Here is a 24,827-nt window from a genome sequence, read left to right on the forward strand (position 1 = left end):
CTGTCCCGCCCTGCGTGAAAAAAGAAAATATCAGGCGCTGTGTGCAAAGGCAACCGCCCGTAACGGTGTCGCGCCCTGGTACAGTCGGGCCTGCTGCAGCCCCACGAACAGGCGCTCGCCGCGCAACGGCGCGGTCTGTTCACCGTCAAAGACCAGCGAGAAGGGCTCGCTCTGCCATCCCGTTGGCTGCACCACCAGCTGCCAGAAGTGACCACGAGGACTCACTTCTAAGACCTGAACGGGCAGCGGCGTTTCCAGGCTACTTCTGCGCGAAACGTCGATTTCCCACGGGCGCAGGAACAGATCGACCGCGCCCTGATGTGCAGAGGTATAGCCTAACGGCCAGTGGTGCGCCCCGACATGGAACTGAGAACCATGCACTTCACCGTCGAAGCGGTTAACCTCACCCAGGAATTCCAGCACGAAGCGCGTGGCGGGATCGCGCCAGACTTCATCCGGCGTCCCCACCTGTTCGATGCTGCCCTGGCTCATCACCACCACGCGATCGGCCACTTCCATCGCCTCTTCCTGATCGTGGGTGACGAACACGCTGGTGAACTTCAATTCTTCGTGCAGCTGACGTAACCAACGGCGCAGCTCTTTACGCACCTGAGCGTCCAGCGCACCAAAGGGCTCATCCAGCAACAGGATTTGCGGTTCCACGGCCAGGGCTCTTGCCAGCGCGACGCGCTGCTTCTGCCCCCCCGAAAGCTGGGCCGGGAAACGGTTCGCCAGATGGGAAAGCTGCACCATCTCCAGCAGGCGCGTGACGCGTTTTTTAATTTCCGCACTGGACGGACGCTCACGGCGCGGCAGCACGGTCAGGCCAAAGGCAATATTGTCGAAGACCGTCATATGACGGAACAGCGCATAGTGCTGGAAGACAAATCCGACCTGGCGATCGCGGGCGTGCAGGCGGCTGACATCGTGGTCGTGAAAACGAATCTGACCGCTGTTCTGATGTTCCAGTCCAGCAATGATGCGCAGCAGCGTGGTTTTACCGGAACCGGACGGCCCCAGTAAGGCCACCATCTGGCCAGACGGAATATCCAGTGAGATATCGTTCAGCACCGCTGTGCGACCAAAGGATTTGTTGATCTGGTTAATCTCAATGCTCATGATTGTCCTCCAGTTGCAGGCGTTTGTGCTGTTGCTCTAAACGCCATTGCACAATGCTTTTCAGAAACAGCGTCACGATTGCCATCACGGTCAGTAAGGCTGCGGCAGTAAAGGCGCCCACCGTGTTGTAATCCTGATGCAGTAATTCAACCTGAAGCGGTAAGGTGTAGGTTTCACCGCGAATAGAACCCGAAACCACGGAAACCGCGCCAAACTCACCAATCGCGCGGGCGTTGGTCAGCACGACGCCATACAGCATGGCCCAGCGAATATTCGGCAGCGTCACGCGACGGAACATCTGCCAGCCCGAGGCACCTAACAGCACCGCGGCTTCATCTTCATGACTGCCCTGGCTCAGCATCACCGGCACCAGTTCGCGCACCACAAACGGACAGGTAACGAAGACGGTGACCAGCACCATGCCAGGCCAGGAGAACATCACCTGAATATTATGGGCATCCAGCCAGCCGCCCGCCGGGCCGTTAATGCCCCAGAACAGGAGATACATCAGGCCCGCCACGACAGGCGATACCGCAAAGGGAATATCGAACAGCGTCAAAAGCAGCTGACGTCCCGGAAAGGTAAAGCGTGTCACCAGCCAGGCCAGCAGCGTGCCGAACACTAAATTCACCGGCACGGTAATCAATGCGACCAGCACCGTGAGCCATATGGCATGGAGCATGTCGCTGTCGGTCAGATTGCTTAAGGTGACGCCCAGCCCTTTATGCAGGGCCTCCCAGAAGATGGACACCATCGGCACGACCAGCAGCAGCAAGGATATCAGCGCACCGATACCAATAAGCAGCCACTTGGCCCAGTTAACAGGCTGGCGGTCGGCATGATTGAGTTGCGAAATCTCTGCCATTAATGGCCTCCCAGACGACGACCAAAGCGGCTTTGTAAGGTGTTGATAGCGAAAAGTAACAGCAGCGATGCCGCCAGAATGACCGAGGCAATGGCGCTGGCTGCCGGATAGTCAAACTCCTGCAGGCGCACGAAGATCATCAGCGAGGTCACTTCGGTTTTCCAGGCGATGTTGCCGGCAATAAAGATTACCGCACCAAACTCGCCCAGGCTGCGGGTAAACGACAGCGCGGTGCCCGCGAGTAAGGCCGGTGCCACTTCAGGCAGAACGACCCGGCGGAAGCTCTGCCAGGGCGTGGCGCCCAGCGTTTGAGCCGCTTCCTCATATTCAGGCCCCAGCTCTTCCAGCACCGGCTGCACGGTACGCACCACAAACGGAATACTGGTGAAGGCCATCGCGAGCGCGATACCGATCCAGGTATAGGAGATCTTGATATCAAAATGCGCGAACCACTGTCCATACCAGCCGTTCACGGAAAACAGACCGGCCAGCGTCAGGCCAGCAACCGCGGTCGGCAGCGCAAACGGCAGATCCATCAGACCATCGAGCAGCGTGCGGCCCGGAAAACGGTAACGCGTTAAGATCCACGCCATTAACATGCCGAATACGGCATTAAACAGTGAGGCCACACCGGCCGACAGCAGCGTGACCTTATAGGCTGCGATGAGCTGCGGATTGGTGACCACGTCCCAGTATTGCTGCAACGTCATCTGCGACAGCTGCATAATCAGTGCGCTGATTGGCAGCAGCAGCACCAGACAGGTAAAGAGCAGGCTGGTGCCCAGGCTGAGACCGAAACCGGGCAGGACGCGTTTTTGGCTGGCTGCAAACATGATCACCGCCCCGCCGCTAATAACTGGTCTAGCTCGCCACCGCTGGCGAAATGGGTTTTCATCACGTTATCCCAGCCGCCAAAAATGTCTTCAACACGAAACAGGTTCGTGGCAGGAAAACGGGCTTTTTGCTGCGCCATTAACTGCGGATTGTTCACGCGGTAATAGAAATCCGTAATAATTTTCTGCGCCGCAGGAGAATACAGCCAGGTCAGATAGGCTTTCGCTGCATCGGCTGTTTTATTCTGCTCGACGTTTTTATCTACCCAGGCAACGGGAAACTCCGCGAGAATATCGGTTTTAGGCACCACGACTTCGTAGTCGTCTTTGCCGTACTGGTTGCGGATGTTATTCACTTCAGACTCAAAACTGATCAACACATCGCCCAGACCGCGTTCAGCAAAGGTGGTCGTAGCACCTCGGCCACCGGTATCGAAGACTTCAACATTTTTCAGAAATTTTGTCATAAAAGCGCGGGTTTTAGCCTGATCGCCCCCGTCAGCGTTGCTGGCGGCGCCCCAGGCAGCAAGATAGGTATAACGTCCGTTGCCCGAGGTTTTGGGATTAGGAAAAATCAGCTTCACATCGTCACGGGTTAAATCGGACCAGTCGTGAATCTGCTTTGGGTTTCCCTTGCGCACTAGGAACGCCATGGTGGAGTAAAACGGCGAACTGTTATTCGGCAGGCGGGTTTGCCAGTCGGCAGGGATCAGTTTGCCTTTATCGTGCAGCACCTGCACATCGGTGACCTGGTTATAGGTCACCACATCGGCACGCAGGCCTTGCAGGATCGCCAGCGCCTGTTTGGATGACCCGGCATGGGACATCTTAATGGTCAGCTTGTCGTCAGGATGGCTGGCATCCCACTGGCTGACAAAAGGCGCATTCAGGGCGACAAATAATTCACGTGCGACATCGTAAGAGCTGTTCAACAGCTCGGTCGCGTTTGCGGCACCGGCCAGACTCAGCGACAGTGCGAGTCCGCTCACGATTTTTTTCATCGCTGGTAAGGTCATGGTTCACCCTGAGGAAATTTGATGCAGATCTCATCTGCTGATACAGCAGTTTATTTATAACTCAGCGTAAACCCGTAACGGTTTTATATATCGTTTGCTGATTTCAAAGTCGAAAAAGGCATAAGGCGGCGGGAAAAGACAGACGAAAAACAGAATTGGACGCGCAGGGCCGGTTATGCCCTGCGGTTGAGCGGTGTGAAAAAAGACTTAGCGCTGCCAGACAATTTTGCTGAGCGTCCAGCTCTTGAGTGTGTCATCCGACGGCATCAACCCTTCTGGCCCGTGCCAGGTTCCGCTGTAGACATAGCGAAGATGCTGACTGTTGGGCGCGCGGCACTCCACGTCACGGTTGTCCAGTCCGCTCGCCAGCACGCAGTTATTGAAGGCTTTGTCGAATTTGGCGCTGAACGCGTCACCGATTTTGCTGCCATCGGCGCTGGCGATACGGCTGTCCAGCACCTCAACGCGATCGACCTGCGTCTGACCATAAATCACCAGCATCACTTTGCCGTCATCCATAGCCTGCCAGAACGACACCACCTGGCCGTTATGGCCGCGCATGCCCTGACGCAGATCGTACTTGCCTTTTAACCCCTCTTTTATGGCGGCTTCGGTCATGGCCGTTGAGCCATTGATGCCGCCCACGCCCTGCTCTGTGGCCGTAAGCGAGGAACCAAACCAGTTCCACGGCAGCGCGGCAGACCAGTGATAGCTCAGTGGATTCCACCAGCTTACCTGCTGGCTGCTGTTAGCATCAGTACCGGAGGAACTGGCACACCCACTGACCAGCATGGCCACAGTCAGTAACGTGTAACGAACAGCTTTCATGAAAACTCCTGTTAATAAAAGAACATTAAGGCAGAACTGATTGGAGTCGCAAAGCGGCAAAAAGTTTATTCAGCATGCGGTTGGGGTAAAAAGCAGGCGCGAAGCCGAACGCTGCTGAATAACCAGAGCAGCGCGAGCAGATCGAATAGCGTCAGTAACAGGGGAAGCGGTGAACTGAGGAAGTCCGCCAGATACAGCTGTACGCCTTGCCAAATCAGGTTAATTGCGACGGAAAGCATCAACACCTGACGCCAGCTGCGCCACACTCGGGGCAGACGCGAACGATAGCCGGTCAGCAGCAGGCCCGCCAACGCCGGTAAGCCAAGCGCCAGCCCTACCCAGAAGGCCTGGCGATCGGGGTAAAAGAGCGCCAGAAGATCGTTTCCCTGCTGGCGTGAGGCGCCAGCCATGATCAGCAGCAGCCAGGTACGCGACTGCAGCAGCAGAATCAGCCAAAAAAGAAACGGCAGACGCAGCTGACCTTTATCGTCGTACTCTTCAGGCGGCCAGACGGAATTAATATTCACGATCTTCGATTAAACGTTTACCCAGCAACACCACATCGACCGTTTCATAGTCGAGTTTTTCATAGAAGGCGACGACCTGATCGTTTTCTTCACGTACCATCAAATGGATTTTTGGGCAGCCGCGCGCAATGAGTTTTTTTTCAAGCCGGTTCATCAAGGCATTGGCAAAACCACGCCCCTGATAATCAGGATGCACGGCCAGATAGTAGGCCGCCCCGCGATGCCCGTCGTAGCCGCCCATGACCGTTCCGACAACTTCACCGCCCACTTCAGCCACCAGAAAAAGATCGGCGTCGTGATGCATTTTACGTTCGATATCCAGTTCCGGATCGTTCCACGGGCGTAACAAATCACAGCGTTCCCAGAGCGTGATTACTTCTTCAAAGTCTTCCTGGCGGAAGGTGCGGATTTCCATCTTCTTTTCCTGCTATTTACCACAATTTGCTGATTATCACGCTTTCTTCGTCGGGCGCAACCCTCCCCACTGGCGGCAACGTTAAAAAAAAGGGATTTGGCTGTTAGTGGGCTGAAATACAAAGTAATAACCTGAAATGCTTGAAAGATCGCCCTGGCGCTAACGTTACGCTATAACACTTTGCATGATTGTTGCTTATGGACCTGCACATGCATTTGCTTAAACGTTTGATTCACCGCCGCCAGCTTCTGCTGTCAGGACTGGCGCTGGCTGTTTTGTCCCCGCGCGCCGTACAGGCGAAAGAACAGCAGGCTTCGCTCTCTTCCCGTCACTCCTCACCCAAGCCACCCGCCAGTAACGGTAAACGCATTGTGATGATCGATCCGGGGCACGGCGGGATTGATTCGGGTGCGGTGGGCGAAGAAGGCGCGGAAGAGAAACATATTGTCTTAGAAATCGCCAACAACGTGCGCCGTGAGCTGCAGTCCCATCCGCGCATTGAAGTGCGGCTGACGCGCGACAGCGATCACTTTATTCCGCTTTATCAGCGCGTGGAAATTGCCCATCAGCATGGCGCGAATCTGTTTATGTCCATCCATGCCGATGGCTACACCAGCCCGGATGCCAACGGCGCCTCGGTCTTCGCCCTGTCCAACCGCGGTGCCAGCAGTAGCATGGCGCGCTATCTGTCAAACAGAGAGAACGATGCCGACAAGGTCGGTGGTGCAAAGGTGGAAGCGCAGGATCACTATCTGCAGCAGATCCTGTTTGACCTGGTGCAAACGGATACCATTAAGAACAGCCTGACGCTGGGTAAACATGTGCTGGATCAGATCCGGCCGGTGCACCACCTTCACAGTCAGCACACCGAACAGGCCGCTTTTGCCGTATTAAAATCGCCGTCGATTCCCTCGGTACTGGTGGAAACCTCGTTTATCACCAACCCACGGGAAGAGCAGCTATTGGGCACCAGCGCGTTTCGTCAAAAAATCGCGTCGGCTATCGCCACGGGAATAATCAACTACTTTGATGAGTACGATCGCCGAATGTCATAATGAATCAGCTATAATCACGTCCAATTTTTACCAAGAGAAGCTCATCACATGCCAGATATCTCCCGTGTAAAAACGTTCCTGTTGGATTTGCAGGATGAGATTTGTCGCAAGCTGACCGCCGAAGACGGCGGTGCCCATTTTATTGAAGACAGCTGGCAGCGCCCCGGCGGTGGCGGCGGACGAAGCCGCGTGCTGCGTGATGGCGCCGTCTTTGAACAGGCCGGCGTCAACTTTTCGCACGTTCATGGCGATCAGATGCCCGCGTCCGCTACCGCGCATCGGCCTGAACTGGCCGGGTGCAGTTTTGAAGCCATGGGCGTGTCGCTGGTGATTCATCCGCACAATCCCTATGTGCCGACCAGCCATGCCAACGTCCGTTTCTTTATTGCCGAAAAACCGGGTGCCGAGCCTATCTGGTGGTTTGGCGGCGGCTTCGATATGACACCGTTTTACGGTTTCGAAGAGGATGCGCTGCACTGGCATCAGACGGCTTTTGATCTCTGCCAGCCTTTTGGCGAGGACGTGTACCCGCGCTTTAAAAAGTGGTGCGACGACTATTTCTACCTGAAACACCGTGACGAGCAGCGCGGGATTGGTGGGCTATTCTTCGATGATGTTCATCTGCCTGGCTTTGAAAAAAGCTTCGCGCTGATTCAGGCGGTGGGCCGGGGATTCCTGGACGCCTATCAGCCCATCGTGGCGCGCCGCAAGTCGTTGCCGTTTGGCGAGCGTGAACGTCAGTTTCAGCTCTATCGTCGTGGTCGCTACGTGGAATTTAATCTGGTGTGGGATCGCGGCACGCTGTTTGGCCTGCAAACCGGAGGCAGAACGGAATCGATTCTGATGTCTCTGCCGCCTCTGGTACGCTGGGAATATGATTATCATCCTGAGCCGGATTCGCCAGAGGCCGCGCTCTACCGCGATTTTCTGCCGGTGAAGAACTGGCTTAACCTGCCCGAGTGACGTTCGTCTTCCTGCCCCGCGTAACGGGCAGGAAGACAAAGTTAACAGCGCTTTCATGCGCGAAGGTGAAAATCGGGGCTGCATGCGGCCCCGTTGTGTTACAGCGGCTGGGTTTGTGCTTCTACCACCGCCAGCGCCACCATATTAACGATGCGCCGCACGGAGGCGATGCGGGTGAGTACGTGCACGGGTTTGGTCATCCCCATCAGCACCGGCCCCACCGTCACGCCGTCAGCGTGCGAGACGCGCAGCAGGTTGTAGCTGATTCGTGCCGCCTCCACGTTGGGCATAATCAACAGGTTGGCGCTGCCTTTCAGCGGGCTGTCGGGCATGATCTCCCGACGAATGCTCTCTACCAGTGCCGCATCGCCGTGCATCTCGCCGTCAATTTCCAGCTCAGGTGCGCGCTGCTGCACCAGCGCCAGTACGTCACGCATTTTTCGAGCGCCAGGAGAATTTGAGGTGCCAAAGCTGGAGTGCGACAGCAGGGCAACCCGCGGTTCAATACCAAATCGCCGCACAGTTTCGGCCGCCATTAACGTGATGTCCGCTAACTGCTCGGGTGTGGGATCTTCATTTACGTAGGTATCCGCAATAAAGGTGTTGCCGTGCGGCAGCAGCAAGGCATTCATGGCCCCTGCCACTTTCACATCGGAACGCAGGCCCAGCACTTTCTCCACAATCTCGTAGTGCTCGTTGTAATCCCCGATGGTGCCGCAGATGAGCGCATCCGCTTCACCGCGATAAACCATGATGGCCCCAATGAGCGTCGGATTACCGATCACCGCTCGCTGTGCCTGCTCGGGCGTTACGCCGCGCCGCTTCATCATCTGGTAATACTCGTTCCAGTATGCTTTAAAACGGGGATCGGATTCGTTGTTGACGATTTCGAAATCCTTTCCGGCTTCAATCTTCAGCCCCTGCTTTTCAAGGCGCATCGCGATAACGTTCGGGCGGCCTATCAGAACAGGTTTTGCCAGCCCCAACGACACTAATTCCTGCGTCGCATGCAGCACCCGAACCTCTTCCCCCTCTGCCAGCACCACGCGCTTCGGCGCTTTGCGCGCCTGAGAGAAAATCGGTTTCATAAACAGATTGGTTTTATAGACGAATTCCGTGAGCTGTTCGCGATAGGCGTCGAAGTCGCTAATGGGCCGGGTCGCCACACCGGAATCCATCGCCGCTTTCGCCACCGCCGGGGCGATCTGCACAATTAACCGGGGATCGAAGGGTTTGGGGATCAGATATTCCGGGCCAAAACTCAGGTCCTGATCGCTATAGGCCGAAGCCACCACATCGCTCTGCTCCGCCTGCGCCAGCTCGGCTATCGCGTGCACCGCTGCCAGCTTCATCTCTTCATTGATGGCCGTTGCGCCAACATCCAGCGCTCCCCGAAAGATAAACGGAAAGCACAGGACGTTATTCACCTGATTAGGATAGTCAGAACGGCCGGTGCAGATAATGGCGTCGGGCCGCACGGCCTTAGCGAGCGGCGGCAGAATTTCTGGCTGCGGATTCGCCAGCGCCAGAATCAGTGGATCGCTGGCCATGGTTTTGACCATGTCAGGCGTCAGGACGTCCGGGCCAGAGCAGCCCAGAAAAATGTCGGCGCCTTCAATAACCTCGGCCAGCGTACGTTTTCCCTGATCCTCAACCGCATAGTCGGCCTTGGTCTCCGCCATATTGGGCTCGCGCCCACGGTAGATCAGCCCTTTTGAATCGCACACCTGAATATTGTGCTTCTGCAAACCCAACGCGACCAGCAGATTCATGCAGGCAATCGCCGAGGCGCCCGCGCCGGAGACCACCAGCCGCACGTCGGAAATCGCCTTCTTGATAATACGCAACCCGTTTAACACCGCCGCCGTGCAGATAATCGCCGTGCCGTGCTGATCGTCGTGGAACACCGGGATTTTCATGCGTTGCCGTAGCTGCTGCTCAATGTAGAAACACTCTGGCGCTTTGATATCTTCCAGGTTGATGCCGCCGAAGGTGGGTTCCAGCGCCGCGACGATCTCAATCAGCTTATCGGGATCGTGCTCATCGACCTCAATATCAAAGACGTCAATACCGGCAAACTTCTTGAATAAAACGCCCTTGCCTTCCATCACCGGCTTACCGGCCAGCGCACCAATGTTGCCCAAGCCCAGCACCGCCGTGCCGTTAGAAATGACCGCCACCAGATTACCGCGTGCGGTGTATTTATGGGCGGCCAGAGGATCGGCGGCAATTTCTAAGCAGGGTGCGGCGACGCCGGGTGAATAGGCCAGGGCCAGATCGCGCTGGGTGGCCAGCGGTTTAGTGGGCGAGACCTGAATCTTGCCGGGAGTGGGATACTGGTGAAAATCGAGCGCACTTTGCTTCAGTTGGTCATCCATTTGACATCCTTCTTCGCCAGGTAAGTGAACGCCCAGTATAGAAAGCAGACAACCACAAAGCGGTGAGGCGCTTCAAAGAACCTCATTTCTTAAGGCACAGATTGTTACAGTCTGGTCTGCGTCATTTGTCATGGCTGCTATTCTTAATAACCGGGCAGTCGTTATCCGCAGAAATGTCATCTCGGATGATTGCGCGCTACCCCCATCGCACAACATTCAGAGAAAACGCATTTTCACTGCACCCTGTCTGTTGCAAGGTGGTGAGTCGGCGTTACTGCGACCGGTAATGTCTGCACTGATTAGGGCACGAGGCCAGAGGTGTTCCCTTTCGTTACAACGTTTTTTTCAAGGAGTGTAGAAATGAACCAGCTTGAAGCCCTTAAACAGTTCACTACCGTGGTGGCTGACAGTGGCGATATCGAATCGATTCGAAATTATCACCCACAAGATGCGACCACCAACCCCTCGCTTATTCTGAAAGCATCTGCTCTCCAGCCTTACAAACACCTGATTGATGACGCCATCGACTATGCGAAAAAGCAGGGCGGCAGCAAAGAGACGCAGATCATCAACGCCAGCGACAAAGTGGCAATCAATCTCGGTATGGAAATCCTGAAAAGCATACCGGGCCGTGTTTCGACCGAAGTGGATGCGCGCCTCTCCTTCGATCGTGGCATGTGCGTCACGAAAGCGGAAAAGCTGGTTCGCATGTATGAAGAACACGGCATTGACCGCTCACGCATCCTGATCAAACTGGCTTCCACCTGGGAGGGCATTAAGGCGGCTGAAGAACTGGAAAAAAATGGTATCCAGTGCAACCTGACCTTGCTGTTCTCCTTCGCGCAGGCCCGTGCCTGTGCCGAAGCCGGTGTTTACCTGATTTCACCTTTTGTGGGCCGTATTTACGACTGGTACAACACCCGCAAACCGATGGACCCGTATCACGTGGATGAAGATCCCGGCGTGAAATCCGTACGCCGCATTTACGATTACTACAAGAAGCACCGCTATGACACCATCATCATGGGCGCCAGCTTCCGTAAAGTTGAGCAGGTGCTTGCCCTGGCCGGTTGTGACCGCCTGACGCTTTCGCCTAACCTGCTGGAAGAGTTGCAAAACAGTGAGGAGCCCGTAGAGCGCAAGCTCGAACCCTCAACCGAATGTTTCCACCAGCCTTCCCCGCTGTCCGAAGCCGAATTCCGTTGGGAACATAATCAGGACCCGATGGCGGTAGAGAAACTGGCAGACGGTATTCGTCAGTTCGCCGTTGACCAGCAAAAACTGGAAGATGTGCTGGCAGCGCGCCTGTAGTTTTCCCCCTCTTTTACCGGGCGGGAGCACTCCCGCCCTGATGCTTAACAAGGGAGACCCTTTATGTCCTCACGCAGAGAGTTGGCTAATGCGATTCGCGCATTAAGTATGGATGCGGTACAAAAAGCAAAATCAGGTCATCCTGGTGCGCCAATGGGCATGGCTGATATCGCCGAAGTCCTGTGGCGCGATTTCCTCCAGCACAATCCAACCAACCCCGCCTGGCTGGATCGTGACCGCTTTATCCTTTCAAATGGCCACGGCTCCATGCTGCTGTACAGTCTGTTGCACCTGACCGGATACGATCTGCCGATTGAAGAACTGAAAAACTTCCGCCAGCTCCACTCTAAAACGCCGGGCCACCCGGAAATTGGCTATACGCCAGGCGTGGAAACGACCACAGGTCCGCTGGGCCAGGGCCTGGCGAACGCCGTTGGTCTGGCGATTGCTGAGCGCACGCTGGCGGCCCAGTTTAACCGTCCCGATCACGATATCGTCGATCACTTCACCTATGTTTTCATGGGCGACGGTTGTCTGATGGAAGGCATTTCTCATGAAGTCTGCTCGCTGGCCGGTACGCTGGGCCTGGGCAAACTGATTGGCTTCTACGATCACAACGGTATTTCTATTGATGGTGAAACCGAAGGCTGGTTTACCGACGATACGCACAAACGCTTTGAAGCCTATAACTGGCATGTGGTGGGTGAAATCGACGGTCATGACGCCGATGCGGTTAAAGCCGCGATTCAGGAAGCGCAGAGCGTCACCGACAAGCCTTCACTGATCATCTGCCGTACGGTCATTGGCTTCGGCTCACCGAATAAAGCCGGTAAAGAAGAAGCCCACGGCGCGGCGTTAGGCGAAGAAGAAGTGGCGCTGACCCGCAAGCAACTGGGCTGGAACTACCCGGCGTTTGAGATCCCCAAAGAGATTTACCAGCAGTGGGATGCCAAACAGGCCGGCGCTGAGCGCGAAAAAGCCTGGAACAACAAACTGGCGGCCTATAAGCAGGCTTATCCAGAGCTGGCCGCCGAATACGAGCGCCGGATGAACGGCGGCATGCCGGCAAACTGGGAAGCGGAAACCGCGAAGTTTATTGCCGAGCTGCAGGCCAATCCGCAAAAAATTGCCAGCCGCAAGGCCTCGCAGAATGCCCTGGAAGCCTATGGCAAACTGCTGCCAGAGTTTCTGGGCGGTTCTGCCGACCTGGCACCGAGCAACCTCACCATCTGGTCTGGCTCAAAATCCATCAAAGACGATCCGGCCGGAAACTACATCCATTACGGCGTGCGTGAATTTGGCATGACGGCGATCGGTAACGGCATTGCCCACCACGGCGGCTTCGTGCCCTATACCGCCACCTTCCTGATGTTCGTTGAGTATGCCCGTAACGCGGCGCGCATGGCGGCACTCATGAAGGCCCGGCAGATTATGGTGTATACCCATGACTCCATTGGCCTGGGCGAGGACGGCCCGACCCACCAGCCGGTTGAGCAAATTGCCAGCCTGCGCGTGACGCCAAACATGAGCGTATGGCGCCCCTGTGACCAGGTGGAGACGGCAATAGCCTGGCAGGCAGCGATTGAGCGCCACCATGGCCCGACAGCGCTGATCCTGTCGCGTCAGAACCTGGCTCAGCCTGAGCGTACCGCAGAGCAGGTGGCTAACATCAAGCGCGGCGGTTATGTGCTGAAGGAGTGCGACGGCACGCCAGACATCATCCTGATTGCGACCGGCTCCGAGGTAGAAATAACCCTGGGTGCCGCGACGAAGCTGACAACTGGCGGTCACAAGGTGCGCGTGGTTTCACTGCCCTCCACTGACCTGTTTGACGCACAGGATGCCGCTTACCGTGAGTCGGTGCTGCCTTCTGCTGTTAAAGCGCGCGTGGCGGTAGAAGCAGGCATCGCCGACTACTGGTATAAATATGTTGGCCTGGACGGTGCCATTGTGGGCATGACGACCTTCGGCGAGTCGGCGCCGGCCGAGAAGCTGTTTGCTGAATTTGGCTTTACGGTGGAAAACATCGTCAGCCATGCAGAAGCACTGCTGAAACCCGCATAATCTACTTGCTGCTGAGCGACCTGCTGCTTTGCCTCAGGTCGCCTGGCCAACACGACGTGCCAGCCCTGCGCTGGCACGTCGCTTTTCTGAACGCCTGCTTTCGTCTCTCTCAGCCTCTCCCGCTTTCTCAGCCCTACTCCCGGCAAGGGATTCAGGCTATCTCACGCCTGCACCGTTCGGGAGCCATGCTGCTTTGCGAGCGCTTCAGTCGGCGTAACAGGTTTACTTGAGAAAATGGCTCAGTAATAACAACGAAAGCGAAACGTTAATGGCCCCGCCGATGCGCGTGGCGATCTGCGCAAACGGCATCAGGCCCATGCGGTTACCGGCGGTAAGAATCGCCACATCGCCCGTACCGCCCTGCCCACTCTGGCAGCAGGAAACAATGGCAACATCGATGGGATGCATGCCAATCTTTTTCCCGACAAAGAAGCCCGTTGCGACCAGCGCACTGACCGTGCTGATAATCACCAGCAGGTTGGTGAGCGTAAACGCGGTAACCAGAATATGCCAGGGCGTGATGGCGACACCGACGGCAAACAGAACCGGATAGGTTACCGCCGTGCGGAAGAAGCGATAGACCACCTGAGAACCGGCCAGAATACGCGGAGAAACCCCATTCACCAGTTTTACCAGCACGGCCAGGAACAGCATCCCTACCGGCGCAGGCAGTCCTGTCAGCTTCTGCCCTAACATCCCTACCATATAGAGCAGCACCGCCAGCAGCGCCCCGGACGCAATCGCCGTCACGTCAACTTTACCGGAGAAAACGGACTGCAGCGGCTCGGGTTCAACATTGGTCACGTTTGGCATCAGCTGGCCTTCCCCGGTGAGGTGCGGATAACGTTTACCCAGTTGGTTCAGACAGCCGGAGATAATAATGGCGGTCACGCCACCCAGCATAACCATGGGCAGGATGCGGCCCAGCGCCACGCCCTGATCCATATGGAGCAATGCCGCATAGCCGATGGAGAGCGGAATGGCACCTTCACCGACGCCTCCCGCCATAATGGGCAGAATGATGAAAAAGAAAATCTGGAAGGGTTCCAGCCCCAGCGCTAAACCCACGCCCATGCCGACAATCATCCCCACGATTTCACCACAGAGCATGGGGAAAAAGATGCGCAGAAAGCCCTGGATCAGCACCGTGCGGTTCATGCTCATGATGCTGCCAACAATGATGCAGCAAATGTAAAGATAGAGAATATTGGTCGATTTGTAGAATTGCGTCGTGGACGTTACCACGATGTCGGGAAGCAAACCGTAGTACACCAGCGCAGAAGGAATAAAGGTGGCGCAGATAGCCGCTGCCCCTAAACGCCCCACCACGGGCAGGCGTTTGCCAAACTCTCCGCAGGCAAAGCCAAAAAAGGCCAGCGTGGCGACCATGACCACGATATCGCTTTTTAGCGTTCCACTCAGGCAGTCTACCGCAATGAGCGCACCGGCCAGCACAAACAGCGGCAGAGGAATAATCCCGACTTTCCAGTTATCCATAATATGCCACCACTGCTCTTTCAGGGTTTTCCTGCGCGGTGAACGGGTCAGCGTGTCAGACAGAAAAGAATTATCAGGTGAGCTCATTATTATCCTCTTTGCGTCATCGTTTTTTTTCAGGATGCCGGGAAAAAAGGCGGAATTACGTGAAGAAGAAGGTATCTGGCATAAAGTTTTAATGGTGTTATTTCCAGAGCGTGATCCGCATCGTGATAATCGCCGTGGTGTTTATGGTTTTTATTCCCCGCTGCCGTTATTCAGCCTTTCAAGGGGCTTTTTTAGCCTAGATAATCGATAAAAATCACTATTTATCAAATAATTAAACCGATGTAGTTCCTATTGTTAAAAAGATGATACATTGAAGTTATTATTCCAAAATACGTGTGACAGTCATGAAGTTGTCATTTCAAACGAAGCTGTTTCTTTCGCTCGTGGTTTTTTCGTCTGTCCTGTTCGTGTTACTGGGAAGCTATTATTACGTCAGCATCACCCGGCAGCTTTATCAGGCGATGAGCATGCGCGCGAAGGTTCAGGCAGACGAGATCGCGCTGATTCCGGAACTGAAAAAAGCGGTGGCGGATCGTGATATCACGACCATCAATGTGCTGATGAAGGCTATAGCCCGGAAAAGCGATGCCAGTTTTATTGTGATTGGCGATAACCAGGCCCTGCATCTTTTTCACTCGGTGACGGCGGACCGAATTGGCAAACCGCTGGTGGGCGGCGATAACGCAGCGGTGCTGGCAGGGAAAAGTATCACCACCATTCGGACAGGCGGCCTGGGAATGTCACTGCGAAGTAAGGCACCCATCCTCAACGACCGCGGCCAGGTCGTCGGTATTGTTTCCGTTGGCTACCTCGCCCGCTATCTGGATGCCATCACCTTCAGCAACATGATCAACCTGTTGATCGTGGCGGCGCTGGTGCTTATTGCCCTGTTTATTTTCTCCTGGTTTTTTACCTGCAATATTAAAAAACAGATTTTCTCGCTGGAACCGCGCGAGATCGGCCTGATGGTCCGCCAGCAAAAAGCCATGATGGAATCGATCTATGAAGGCGTCATTGTTATCAATGAACAACTGCGGATCGAAGTGATTAATCAGGCTGCCCGCAAGCTGCTGGGACTGTCACAGTCCGCCGAGGCGCTGCGCGGCGAGTCTGTCAGCCAGATCGTCTCCCCGGTGCCCTTTTTATCGCAGCCCGTGATGCTGGAAAAAGATACCCACGATGAGATTTGCCAATTTAACTCGCTGACCGTCATCGCCAGCCGGGTGCGTATCATGCTGGAGGACGCGCTAATGGGATGGGTGATCACCTTTCGCGATTTTAACGACATCGATTCCCTCAGCGCCCAACTCAGCCAGGTGAAACGTTATGTCGATAACCTGCGCATCATGCGTCATGAACAGCTTAACCGCATGAACACGCTTTCCGGGCTGCTGCACATGGGGCGTTTTGACGAAGCGATTGGTTACATTGAAGCGCAGTCCGAGCACGAGCAGGAGTTGCTGGACTTTGTCTCGGCTCGATTCACTTCGCCTCTGCTGTGCGGCTTATTACTGGGCAAAACCGCGCGCGCCAGAGAAAAAGGCGTCATTCTCCACTTTGATCCCGCGTGCCTGATGGATAAGCCGTTTCCCGCGCTTTCCGATGCCGAACTGATTTCGGTCATTGGCAACCTGCTGGACAACGCCATTGAAGCCACGCAGCGCGCCCCGTTGCCTCATGAACCTGTTGAAGTACTGATTAAACTCAGTACCCGTGAGCTGATCATTGAAGTGGCGGATCGCGGCGTGGGCATTACGCCGGCAATCCGCGAGCGCATGTTTGAACGTGGCATGACCACCAAAACCCGAGGCGATCACGGCATCGGGTTGTATTTAACCGAAAGCTATATTACCCGTGCAGGGGGAACCATTGAGGTCAGCGACAACGTGCCCCGTGGCGCGGTGTTCTCGCTGTTTATCCCCTGTGCGCAAACCAACAGCTGTCCCGTAACGGAAACGGAGAACGTCCGCGATGCAACATGATCCTGTTACTGTCCTGATTGTTGAAGATGAGCCTGAACTGGCTCAGCTTCATGCAGAACTGATTGGTAAGCACCCTGAGCTCAGGCTGGTCGGCATAGCCAGCTCCCTGGCAGAAGCCAGACAGCAGCTTGAACTGACCGCGCCACAGTTGGTGCTGCTGGATAACTACCTGCCTGACGGCAAAGGCATCACCCTGATTGGCGATCCGTTGCTGGCCAACGCGAACTGCTCCATTATTTTTATTACGGCGGCCAGTGATATGGATACCTGCAGCCAGGCCATTCGCAACGGTGCCTTTGATTACGTGCTTAAACCGGTATCCTGGAAACGCCTTAACCGCTCGCTTGCCAACTTCATCGCCTTCGCAGACCAGCAGCGCACATGGAAAATTGTCGATCAGAAAAATGTCGATGTACTGTATCAGTTGCAGGCGAAGAACTACCCGCACGATAACGGCAGCAAAGGCATTGAGGAAAATACCCTGGCCCGGGTTCAGACACTGTTTACGCCCGCCACAACGCGCCTTTTTTCGGTCGATGAGGTGATGACAGAAACCGGGCTCAGTAAAACGACCGCCCGCCGCTACCTGGAGCACTGCGTGGAAACCGGCTTTCTGACGGTCGAAATGCTGTATGGCAAGGTGGGCCATCCCCGGCGCATGTACAAACGCACCTGACCGAACGGGTGTCCCGCGCTCGCCCTGCGCCAGTTCAGTCAGGTGGCTTTCAGGGGCAAAATGCGGCGCCAATCCCATGACGTCACCGGCCCGTCTGGCCCGCATGCTGTAATCCGAAACAAAAAAAACTGTCCTTTGCTCTTCCCGTCATCCGCAAACTGATTACTATAGGTTTTCACCCGATTCCTATAGCGAAGCCCTCTCCGTTGAAAATGCGCACTCCTTACGTACTGGCTCTACTGGTTTCTTTGCTTCCCCTTAAAAGCATGGCGCAGGTTGCGCCCGATCCGTTGCTGGCATCCCAAATTGTTGACCGCTATGCGGAGCATATCTTCTATGCCAGCGGTGCTACAGGCATGGCGCTGGTCGCAATAGATGGTAATCAGCGGGTTTTCGCCAGCTTTGGTGACACGCGGCCAGGAAACAATATTCGCCCCCAAAAGGATTCGTTAATTCGTATTGCCTCACTCAGCAAGCTGATGACCAGTGAAGTCATGGTGAAGATGGCCGAGCGCGGGGAGATTCGCCTTGACGATCCGCTCAGTAAATATGCACCGCCCGGAAAGCGGGTGCCCAGTTTTGATGGTCAGCCCATTCGGCTGATTAACCTGTCTACCCATACCAGCGGTCTGCCGCGAGAGCAGCCCGGCGGCAAACCCCATCGTCCGGTGTTTGTCTGGCCGACACAGAGTGAACGCTGGCGTTGGTTAAACACGGCCAGCCTGAAAGCCGCCCCCGGCACCAATGCGGCCTATTCCAATCTCGGTTATGACCTGCTGGGCGATGCGCTGTCGCGCGCGGCCGGTAAGCCTTATCCTGCCCTGCTGCAGCAGTTAATTACCCGTCCACTGGGGATGAAAGACACCACCTTTACGCCGTCACCTGAGCAGTGCGCACGCCTGATGGTGGCGGAAAAAGGCGCCAGCCCCTGTAATAACACGCTGGCGGCCATCGGCAGCGGTGGCGTATATTCGACGCCTGATGATATGGGCCGCTGGATGCAGCAGTTCCTCAACTCCTCGGTAAATCACCGTACGCCACAGATCGACCGCCTGCAGACGCTGATCTACCGTCGCGACCAGTTGCATAAAGTTGACGGCATGGACGTGCCGGGCAAAGCCGACGCGCTGGGAATGGGGTGGGTTTATATGGGGCCGGCCAACGGTCGCCCTGGCATTATCCAGAAAACCGGTGGCGGCGGCGGCTTCATCACCTATATGGCGATGGTTCCCCAGCAAAACGTCGGGGTTTTTGTGGTCGTTACCCGCTCGCCTCTGACGCGCTTTACGCCGATGAGTGACGGCGTAAACAACCTGCTCGCTGAGCTGGTGGGCAATCAGAACGGCTCGCCGATGATGGTCCAGGCGATTCCTTAACCGCTCACCGCTGATGAGGCTGACTGGCTCACCCAAAGCGTGGGCCAGTCGTCACTGCTGTGCCAGGCATCGCAGGTTGACTCCTCGGCATACTCGGCTAAAACAAAATGCTCGCCGTCAAACTGCCAGCGGGTCGCGGTACCACAGTCGCCAAGTCCGCGTCCTTTGCCAAAGGTATAGAGCTGCCCGCTTGCCGCATCATAATCTGCGTTAATCAGCTCCAGCTGGCGCTCTGATGCGCCCGGCGGGGTAAAAGGCAAGGTCAGCGTAATCCCACGCGCCACATAGGGCGGCGCACGCGTTACTTCAAAAGCCAGATCGATCACGTTATATGCGCCCATTTCACAGCTGACCAGCAGCAGCGCTTTTTTGTCTGTCAGCGGCGAGACGCTGACTTCGCGGCGCAGGGGATCAAGGGAACAGGTATCCGAATTTACCCGCCACGTTCCGTAGTCGATCAGCCCGCTGGTCTCGTCACGCGTCAGTGGCGCAGGCGCAGCCATCGCCGGCGGCAGTTGCGGTACGGCCGGTGCGGCCGGGACGCCGGTTCTTCCTCCGCGCCTGACCCAGGCACTCATGCTATTCACCCGGCCCTGCACATCGTCCATAAATAACAACGCGGCTTTCATACCGCGCAACGAAATCTGCGGACCGGCATTGAACGTCAGCTGCAGGCTTTTCGCATCCATGGTCAGTTCAAGAAATTCGTTAATGGCGATAGGATTGCTGGTAGCAAGATGGTGTGGCTCAACCGTCCAGTGCTTGAAGTCAGGCCGCAGCCGACGTTGATCGACTAAAAGATTATCTTGCAGCGCCGGGCCGGGCAGCGCGCCGCTGTATGCGCTGCCGTAATCGATGCGCAGTAACGGTTTGTCATCGGATCCCGCACTGCGGGAAAGCGTCATAACCAGGCCCTGGTCGCCAGGTATGCTGCGCGCAACGCAATGCGCCGCATTATTGCAGGTGAGTTGCCAGTCAGAAAACAGCTTCTGTACCGGATCAGCCTGAGCAGCGGCAACCATAAAAACAGACAACGCAAACAGCGATTTCATCCCATACCACATTAAGAAAATCGAACCCCAACTTCTTTGAGTGGAAGATGATAGCGCAATAGCGCACGTCACGAGGGCCGCATTCTGTGAAGTGCTCAGCAAGCGCAGCTAACCGACTAAAAAACATCCGCTTTACAACAAAAGAAAGGCGGTGATCTCTGCAGAATAGTCATCATGCTGTTTCACTCTGTTGCGCTCAATCGGATTCGTCGGACATTCCCGCCAGTCGAATCGGTCAAATACACATAAACGGTCAAAAACAGGCATGTTATAGTCGCCACAGGTGCAGGCATAAAAGCCTGTCAGCCCTGTTTCTTACGGTTAAATAGCCCTAATTTAGTGATATCAGTCACGTCTTTAATATACCTATTACATAGTTTTTCATAAAAACCCAACAAATATCTCTTTACGCACGCTGTGAGAAGAGTGACCTGCGTAGCCACGCTCAGGCCACATTTTTGCCGCGTGCCTTCCAGTACTTTATAACCCTCGGAGGCCAGCATGTTGCCGATTGAACGCCAGCAGAGAATTATTGATGAATTAATGCGTAATGGACGCGTGATTGTCGCTGAACTGACCGCCTTATGTCAGGTTTCGCAGGAAACGATTCGTCGGGATTTAGCGCAACTGGAAAAGAAAGGCATACTCCAGCGAAGCCATGGCGGCGCTGTTCCGGTTAAACAATATAATGCAGCCATTCAGATAAATAACCGGGCCATTAATGAGTATGAATTATCTTTCCGGCAGCGAATTAATGAACATGTCGATGCCAAAATGACCATTGCTAAGCGGGCGCTGGGGTTTATTAGCCCAGGTGATTGTTTATTACTCGATAGTAGTACCACGTGTTTTTATCTGGCCCGACAGTTACCGGATATTGAATTAACTGTATTAACTAATTCTTTACGCATTGTGCAGACCCTGGCGGCGCGCAGCAGTATTCGCACAATCTGCCTGGGTGGCGAATATTCCGATCGCTATGAAGATTTTCACGGCATCGTAACTGAACAACCGTTAAAAGAGTTTCAAATAAATAAAATCTTTTTTTCCTGTAGCAGTTTGGGCAACGACGGTTATTTACGCGAGGGGAATGAACATAATGCACATTTAAAACAACAACTCATTCTGGCAGCTGAACGCAAACATTTATTAATGGATAGCTCTAAGTTTCTTCGGCCCTCATTCGCGCGTGTTTGTCATTATCGCGATGTGGATTTTCTTATTACCGACCAGTTAAAAGATAAAGAGCTGGAACAGGAACTGGCGTGGAACGGGGTAAATATTATCGACTGTTCACAACGGCCTCAGTCCGTGCAGCTTATTAATCAATAAATGGAGTCACTATGAAAAAACAGCTTATCGCCTGCTCCCTGATCGCGTTATTCGCATTCCAGGCTCAGGCAGCAGAAAAAATACGTATGGGCATCGTGGTGAAAATTGGCGGTATTCCATGGTTCAACGCGATGGAAGCCGGGATTAAAAGTGAAGCGGCGAAAAGCGGCATAGATGCATGGATGGTCGGACCCACCGCAGCCGATCCCGCCTTGCAGGTACGCGCTATTGAGGATTTGATTGCGCAGAAAGTCGATATCATTGGCGTGGTCCCCAACGATCCTAAAGTCCTGGAGCCCGTCTTACAGCGGGCGCGCGATGCGGGCATCAAAGTGATTACCCATGAATCACCGGGTCAGAAATTCGCCAACTGGGACTTTGAGTTAGTGGATGCAGCCACGCACGGCATCAACCATATGAAAGCGCTGGCAGCCTGTATGCACGATGATGGGCAATACGCCATGTACGTTGGCAGCCTGACGGTGCCGCTCCACCAGCAGTGGACCGACGCCGCGCTGGCGTATCAAAAACAGCATTATCCCAAAATGCAGTTGGTCACCGACAAATTTGGCGTAGGCGAATCGCTGGATGATTCTATCCGTACCACCAACGAGCTGATGTCTAAATATCCAAATCTGAAAGGGATTTTAGCCTTTGGCTCACAGGGCCCTATCGGCGCAGGCCGGGCCGTAATGAACCGCAATAAGGTTAACCAGGTGTGCGTCATCGGAGCCTTCAGTCCGGGCCAGGGCGCGCAGCTCGTCAATCGGGGCGCGATCAAAGGCGGCTATATCTGGAATCCCCATACGGCCGGTGAAGTGTTTGTCCGTCTTGCCGAGATGATGGAGAAAAACACGCCCATTAAAGATGGCATGACCATTGAGGGATTAGGCAAGGTCCGGGTCGATGACACGACACATACCCTTCTGGGCAATAACACCGAAAGCCTGGATAAAACCAACCTGCCGAAACTGATTAAGCTGGGGCTGTAGAGATGAGACCTGTCGCACCGCAGACGCTCGTGACGTTAGATGCGTTGTCGAAAACGTTTGGTGGTCATCGTGCGCTGAGCGATATTTCGCTGACGCTGCTGGCCGGAGAAGTGCACTGCCTTGCCGGGACGAATGGTTGTGGCAAAAGCACGCTCATTAAGGTGATTTCAGGCGTTCATGCGCCGGATGAGGGCAGCGAGATCCGTCTGGGCGAAGGGGAAATTTTGCCCCGCCTCTCAACCCAGCAGGCCAGAGACTTTGGTATACAGGTGATCTATCAGGATCTGTCTCTGTTCCCTAACCTGAGCGTGGCCGAAAACATTGCGTTTGAACACAACCTGCGTGGCCTGTTCGGCTGGCATCAGCGTAAAAGGCTGCATGCCAGCGCCCGACGTATCGTTGACGAGCTTCAGTTTGAACTCGATCTCAACGAGAAAGTGGCGCACCTCTCCATTGCCCAGCGGCAACAGGTCGCGATTTGCCGGGCACTGGTTGCCGATGCCAGGCTGGTGATCATGGACGAACCCACAGCCTCGCTAACCCGTACAGAAGTGAATCAGCTGCTGCGCACGGTGCGCTATCTCAAACAGAAAAACATCTGTGTGGTGTTTGTCAGCCATCGACTGGATGAAGTACTGGAAATCTCCGATCGGGTGACGGTTATTCGCGATGGCCGCAGGGTTGGCAGCTGGCCAGCACAGGACATGACGCCGCACCGTCTGACGGAACTGATGACCGGACAGAAGCTGGAATATCCGTTGAAAAACGTCACGCGCAGGCGCGATCGCGTGTTGCTGGAAGTCGAGCACCTCAGCCGGAGCGGGCAGTATCACGACGTGAATTTTCGTTTGTACGAAGGCGAGGTGCTGGGGCTCTGTGGCCTGCTGGGTTCGGGTCGTACCGAGCTGGCTCTGTCGCTATTTGGTATGACCCAGCCCGACAGCGGCAAGATTTGGCTGGACACGAAACCGGTACGCTTCCGTAGCCATGAAGACGCCATCAAAGCCGGTATTGGCTATGTCTCAGAAGACCGTCTGACGCTGGGGCTGGTTCAGCAACAGTCGGTGGCCGATAACATGGTGTTGCCGATTCTCGATAAGCTGCAAAACCGCTTTCACCTGATTGATGAATACCGTAAGAATAGGCTGATCTTGCAGTGGATTCAGCAGCTTGGCGTCCGGGTTGCCGATCCCGAGCAGGCAATTTCCACGCTTTCCGGCGGCAACCAGCAAAAGATTGTTTTAGCCAAGTGGGTACTCACTCAACCTCGCCTGTTAATTCTTGACTCGCCCACCGTCGGCGTCGATGTCGGCGCGAAGGCCAGTATTTACCAGCTGATCCACGAACTGGCGCGAGAAGGCTTATCGATTATGTTGATTTCCGATGAAGTCCCAGAGGTCTGGCACAACTGCGACCGCATTTTGCATTTCCGTGAGGGGACGATCCATGCCGAATACCAGCCAGACCGAGTGCAAGAACAGCAACTGGCGGAGGTCATCAATGCCTGACTTATCCCGTTTACGTCCTCATTCCAGCCAGGGCTGGCTGACCTGGGTTTTACTGCTGTTTATTGGGGTGTTTTCGCTGTCCAGCGACCAGTTCCTCAGCGTACAAAACCTGCTGGATTTAGCCGAAAGCTATGCGGTCACCGGCATCTTCGCACTTGGGCTCTTTGTGGTGCTGGTCACCGGCGGCATCGATATCTCCTTTGCTGCCGTGGCCTCGGTGGTGCAGTACTTCATCGCCACCCTGTTTATACGCTATCAGTTTGATCACGCCCTGCTGAGTATTGGCCTGGCGGTGGCCTGCGGCACGCTGTTCGGCATGATCAACGCCTGGCTCATTACCTGGCTGCGGGTGGTCTCCATCATCATCACGATCAGCATGCAGTCGCTGCTGTTTGGGCTGCTGATGTGGTCAACCGGCGGACGCAGCCTCTATCAGTTGCCTGAATGGTGGATCACCCTTCGCAGCGTGCTGCCGTTTGAGTGGCAGGGCCAGACGTTTCAGCTTGGCCTGCCCCTGCTCGTCCTGCTGGTCATCGCCACCCTGACGGCCGTGTTACTCAACAAAACGCATCTGGGCCGCCAGCTTTATGCCGTGGGCGGTGATGCGGAGTCCGCGCGGCGCATCGGGATTCGCGTTGGTTTGATTCACCTCTTTGCCTACGGCTGGCTGGGGGCGATGGCGGCCATTGGCGGACTGGTGCAGGTTTATCGCATGGGTGAAGTGGTGCCAAACGCGTTGGTCGGCGGTGAACTGGATGTGCTGGCTGCCACCGTGCTGGGTGGTGCCAGCCTGATGGGCGGAAAAGGCACGGTCAGCGGCACCTTAATGGGGGTTTTCCTGATCGCCATTTTAAAGAACGGCCTCAACCTGATTGGCGTATCCAACTATTTCATGAACATCGTGGTCGGTGGCGTGATTATGGTCGCCATCGCCGTCACGCACTATAAAAAGCGCAAAGAGACTGACGTCAGCTTTGTCTGATGGGAGAA

Annotated in this window: 21 protein-coding genes; 11 read left to right on the plus strand and 10 right to left on the minus strand. The window is 55.2% G+C overall.

The genetic code is table 11. The features are described from left to right. Positions 1-30 precede the first annotated feature (30 nt). The 7 genes from cysA to NYE92_RS08335 all read right to left on the minus strand — a co-directional run bounded on the left by cysA (position 31) and on the right by NYE92_RS08335 (position 5,603). Positions 31-1,119 (minus strand): sulfate/thiosulfate ABC transporter ATP-binding protein CysA, encoded by a 1,089-nt coding sequence (cysA, locus tag NYE92_RS08305; RefSeq protein ID WP_013026646.1) that lies wholly within the window; start codon positions 1,117-1,119, stop codon positions 31-33. Further along, positions 1,109-1,984, minus strand: a complete 876-nt coding sequence (cysW, locus tag NYE92_RS08310; RefSeq protein WP_013026647.1) for a sulfate/thiosulfate ABC transporter permease CysW — start codon at positions 1,982-1,984, stop codon at positions 1,109-1,111. Before cysW ends, cysA begins: the two co-directional genes overlap by 11 nt. Further along, on the minus strand, positions 1,984-2,817 hold the full coding sequence (gene cysT, locus NYE92_RS08315) for a sulfate/thiosulfate ABC transporter permease CysT (protein ID WP_014594252.1): 834 nt from the start codon (positions 2,815-2,817) through the stop codon (positions 1,984-1,986). The genes cysW and cysT overlap by 1 nt, the downstream gene beginning before the upstream one ends. Before the next feature lie 2 nt (positions 2,818-2,819). Further along, positions 2,820-3,833 (minus strand): sulfate ABC transporter substrate-binding protein, encoded by a 1,014-nt coding sequence (locus NYE92_RS08320; RefSeq protein WP_015699780.1) that lies wholly within the window; start codon positions 3,831-3,833, stop codon positions 2,820-2,822. Between the two features lie 207 nt (positions 3,834-4,040). After that, the gene (locus NYE92_RS08325) at positions 4,041-4,661 is read right to left on the minus strand and encodes an RpoE-regulated lipoprotein (RefSeq protein WP_015699779.1); all 621 of its coding nucleotides are present in this window, start codon (positions 4,659-4,661) and stop codon (positions 4,041-4,043) included. 65 nt (positions 4,662-4,726) lie between these two features. Continuing rightward, entirely contained in the window at positions 4,727-5,188 is a 462-nt protein-coding gene (locus NYE92_RS08330) for a DUF2919 family protein (protein WP_109706557.1), read from the minus strand. Further along, positions 5,178-5,603: a GNAT family acetyltransferase gene (locus tag NYE92_RS08335; protein ID WP_006117810.1), complete on the minus strand. Its 426-nt coding sequence runs from the start codon at positions 5,601-5,603 to the stop codon at positions 5,178-5,180. Before NYE92_RS08335 ends, NYE92_RS08330 begins: the two co-directional genes overlap by 11 nt. 209 nt (positions 5,604-5,812) lie before the next feature. On the opposite strand from NYE92_RS08335, the gene amiA reads away from it, so the two are divergent. Continuing rightward, positions 5,813-6,658, plus strand: coding sequence for an N-acetylmuramoyl-L-alanine amidase AmiA (gene amiA, locus NYE92_RS08340; RefSeq protein WP_029568366.1), 846 nt, complete (start codon positions 5,813-5,815; stop codon positions 6,656-6,658). 48 nt (positions 6,659-6,706) lie between these two features. Continuing rightward, positions 6,707-7,621, plus strand: a complete 915-nt coding sequence (gene hemF / locus NYE92_RS08345) for an oxygen-dependent coproporphyrinogen oxidase (RefSeq protein ID WP_013026653.1) — start codon at positions 6,707-6,709, stop codon at positions 7,619-7,621. A 98-nt stretch (positions 7,622-7,719) separates the two neighbouring features. Here the strand turns inward: hemF and maeB are convergent, their stop codons facing one another. Continuing rightward, positions 7,720-9,999, minus strand: coding sequence for an NADP-dependent oxaloacetate-decarboxylating malate dehydrogenase (gene maeB, locus NYE92_RS08350; protein ID WP_013026654.1), 2,280 nt, complete (start codon positions 9,997-9,999; stop codon positions 7,720-7,722). A gap of 360 nt (positions 10,000-10,359) precedes the next feature. Here maeB and tal point away from each other — a divergent pair, with 360 nt between their 5' ends. Both tal and tkt read left to right on the plus strand, forming a co-directional pair. Then, complete coding sequence (gene tal, locus NYE92_RS08355; protein ID WP_014594257.1) at positions 10,360-11,310, plus strand: transaldolase; 951 nt, start codon at positions 10,360-10,362, stop codon at positions 11,308-11,310. A 63-nt stretch (positions 11,311-11,373) separates the two neighbouring features. After that, positions 11,374-13,374 carry a transketolase gene (gene tkt / locus NYE92_RS08360; protein ID WP_019106053.1) on the plus strand — a complete coding sequence of 667 codons (2,001 nt, stop codon included), beginning with the start codon at positions 11,374-11,376 and terminating at the stop codon, positions 13,372-13,374. 222 nt (positions 13,375-13,596) lie between these two features. Here tkt and NYE92_RS08365 read toward each other — a convergent pair whose 3' ends face one another. After that, a complete protein-coding gene (locus tag NYE92_RS08365; RefSeq protein ID WP_014594259.1) occupies positions 13,597-14,958 on the minus strand; it encodes a 2-hydroxycarboxylate transporter family protein in 1,362 nt (453 codons plus the stop codon). Between the two features lie 305 nt (positions 14,959-15,263). On the opposite strand from NYE92_RS08365, the gene NYE92_RS08370 reads away from it, so the two are divergent. The 3 genes from NYE92_RS08370 (at position 15,264) to ampH (ending at position 18,953) form a co-directional block, all read left to right on the plus strand. After that, positions 15,264-16,901 (plus strand): sensor histidine kinase, encoded by a 1,638-nt coding sequence (locus tag NYE92_RS08370; protein WP_042677250.1) that lies wholly within the window; start codon positions 15,264-15,266, stop codon positions 16,899-16,901. Next, entirely contained in the window at positions 16,891-17,577 is a 687-nt protein-coding gene (locus NYE92_RS08375) for a response regulator (RefSeq protein ID WP_013026659.1), read from the plus strand. The genes NYE92_RS08370 and NYE92_RS08375 overlap by 11 nt, the downstream gene beginning before the upstream one ends. A 212-nt stretch (positions 17,578-17,789) precedes the next feature. Further along, positions 17,790-18,953 carry a D-alanyl-D-alanine-carboxypeptidase/endopeptidase AmpH gene (ampH, locus tag NYE92_RS08380; RefSeq protein ID WP_014594262.1) on the plus strand — a complete coding sequence of 388 codons (1,164 nt, stop codon included), beginning with the start codon at positions 17,790-17,792 and terminating at the stop codon, positions 18,951-18,953. On the opposite strand, the gene NYE92_RS08385 is transcribed toward ampH, so the two are convergent. Next, the gene (locus NYE92_RS08385) at positions 18,950-20,017 is read right to left on the minus strand and encodes a DUF1176 domain-containing protein (RefSeq protein WP_014605307.1); all 1,068 of its coding nucleotides are present in this window, start codon (positions 20,015-20,017) and stop codon (positions 18,950-18,952) included. The two genes, ampH and NYE92_RS08385, sit on opposite strands and share 4 nt — an antisense overlap. Positions 20,018-20,506: 489 nt before the next feature. On the opposite strand from NYE92_RS08385, the gene NYE92_RS08390 reads away from it, so the two are divergent. The 4 genes from NYE92_RS08390 to NYE92_RS08405 are packed head-to-tail and all read left to right on the plus strand — an operon-like array spanning position 20,507 to position 24,819. Further along, the gene (locus NYE92_RS08390; protein WP_013026662.1) at positions 20,507-21,337 is read left to right on the plus strand and encodes a DeoR/GlpR family DNA-binding transcription regulator; all 831 of its coding nucleotides are present in this window, start codon (positions 20,507-20,509) and stop codon (positions 21,335-21,337) included. Between the two features lie 11 nt (positions 21,338-21,348). Further along, positions 21,349-22,329, plus strand: coding sequence for a substrate-binding domain-containing protein (locus tag NYE92_RS08395; RefSeq protein ID WP_259018853.1), 981 nt, complete (start codon positions 21,349-21,351; stop codon positions 22,327-22,329). Positions 22,330-22,331: 2 nt separating this feature from the next. After that, positions 22,332-23,837, plus strand: coding sequence for a sugar ABC transporter ATP-binding protein (locus NYE92_RS08400; protein WP_013026664.1), 1,506 nt, complete (start codon positions 22,332-22,334; stop codon positions 23,835-23,837). Beyond that, positions 23,830-24,819: an ABC transporter permease gene (locus tag NYE92_RS08405; protein WP_024471243.1), complete on the plus strand. Its 990-nt coding sequence runs from the start codon at positions 23,830-23,832 to the stop codon at positions 24,817-24,819. The genes NYE92_RS08400 and NYE92_RS08405 overlap by 8 nt, the downstream gene beginning before the upstream one ends. Positions 24,820-24,827: the final 8 nt, after the last annotated feature.

This window comes from Pantoea sp. B566 (assembly GCF_024793925.1).
GTDB lineage: Bacteria > Pseudomonadota > Gammaproteobacteria > Enterobacterales > Enterobacteriaceae > Pantoea > Pantoea ananatis.

Bases quoted from the DNA above. Each gene is read 5' to 3' on its own strand.
- tal (WP_014594257.1), top strand. From the start codon at position 10,360: ATGAACCAGCTTGAAGCCCTTAAACAGTTCACTACCGTGGTGGCTGAC.
- hemF (WP_013026653.1), top strand. From the start codon at position 6,707: ATGCCAGATATCTCCCGTGTAAAAACGTTCCTGTTGGATTTGCAGGAT.
- NYE92_RS08400 (WP_013026664.1), top strand. From the start codon at position 22,332: ATGAGACCTGTCGCACCGCAGACGCTCGTGACGTTAGATGCGTTGTCG.
- ampH (WP_014594262.1), top strand. From the start codon at position 17,790: ATGCGCACTCCTTACGTACTGGCTCTACTGGTTTCTTTGCTTCCCCTT.
- cysA (WP_013026646.1), bottom strand. From the start codon at position 1,119: ATGAGCATTGAGATTAACCAGATCAACAAATCCTTTGGTCGCACAGCG.
- NYE92_RS08325 (WP_015699779.1), bottom strand. From the start codon at position 4,661: ATGAAAGCTGTTCGTTACACGTTACTGACTGTGGCCATGCTGGTCAGT.
- tkt (WP_019106053.1), top strand. From the start codon at position 11,374: ATGTCCTCACGCAGAGAGTTGGCTAATGCGATTCGCGCATTAAGTATG.
- maeB (WP_013026654.1), bottom strand. From the start codon at position 9,999: ATGGATGACCAACTGAAGCAAAGTGCGCTCGATTTTCACCAGTATCCC.
- NYE92_RS08365 (WP_014594259.1), bottom strand. From the start codon at position 14,958: ATGAGCTCACCTGATAATTCTTTTCTGTCTGACACGCTGACCCGTTCA.
- NYE92_RS08385 (WP_014605307.1), bottom strand. From the start codon at position 20,017: ATGTGGTATGGGATGAAATCGCTGTTTGCGTTGTCTGTTTTTATGGTT.
- NYE92_RS08395 (WP_259018853.1), top strand. From the start codon at position 21,349: ATGAAAAAACAGCTTATCGCCTGCTCCCTGATCGCGTTATTCGCATTC.
- NYE92_RS08375 (WP_013026659.1), top strand. From the start codon at position 16,891: ATGCAACATGATCCTGTTACTGTCCTGATTGTTGAAGATGAGCCTGAA.
- NYE92_RS08405 (WP_024471243.1), top strand. From the start codon at position 23,830: ATGCCTGACTTATCCCGTTTACGTCCTCATTCCAGCCAGGGCTGGCTG.
- amiA (WP_029568366.1), top strand. From the start codon at position 5,813: ATGCATTTGCTTAAACGTTTGATTCACCGCCGCCAGCTTCTGCTGTCA.
- NYE92_RS08335 (WP_006117810.1), bottom strand. From the start codon at position 5,603: ATGGAAATCCGCACCTTCCGCCAGGAAGACTTTGAAGAAGTAATCACG.
- cysW (WP_013026647.1), bottom strand. From the start codon at position 1,984: ATGGCAGAGATTTCGCAACTCAATCATGCCGACCGCCAGCCTGTTAAC.
- NYE92_RS08320 (WP_015699780.1), bottom strand. From the start codon at position 3,833: ATGACCTTACCAGCGATGAAAAAAATCGTGAGCGGACTCGCACTGTCG.
- NYE92_RS08390 (WP_013026662.1), top strand. From the start codon at position 20,507: ATGTTGCCGATTGAACGCCAGCAGAGAATTATTGATGAATTAATGCGT.
- cysT (WP_014594252.1), bottom strand. From the start codon at position 2,817: ATGTTTGCAGCCAGCCAAAAACGCGTCCTGCCCGGTTTCGGTCTCAGC.
- NYE92_RS08370 (WP_042677250.1), top strand. From the start codon at position 15,264: ATGAAGTTGTCATTTCAAACGAAGCTGTTTCTTTCGCTCGTGGTTTTT.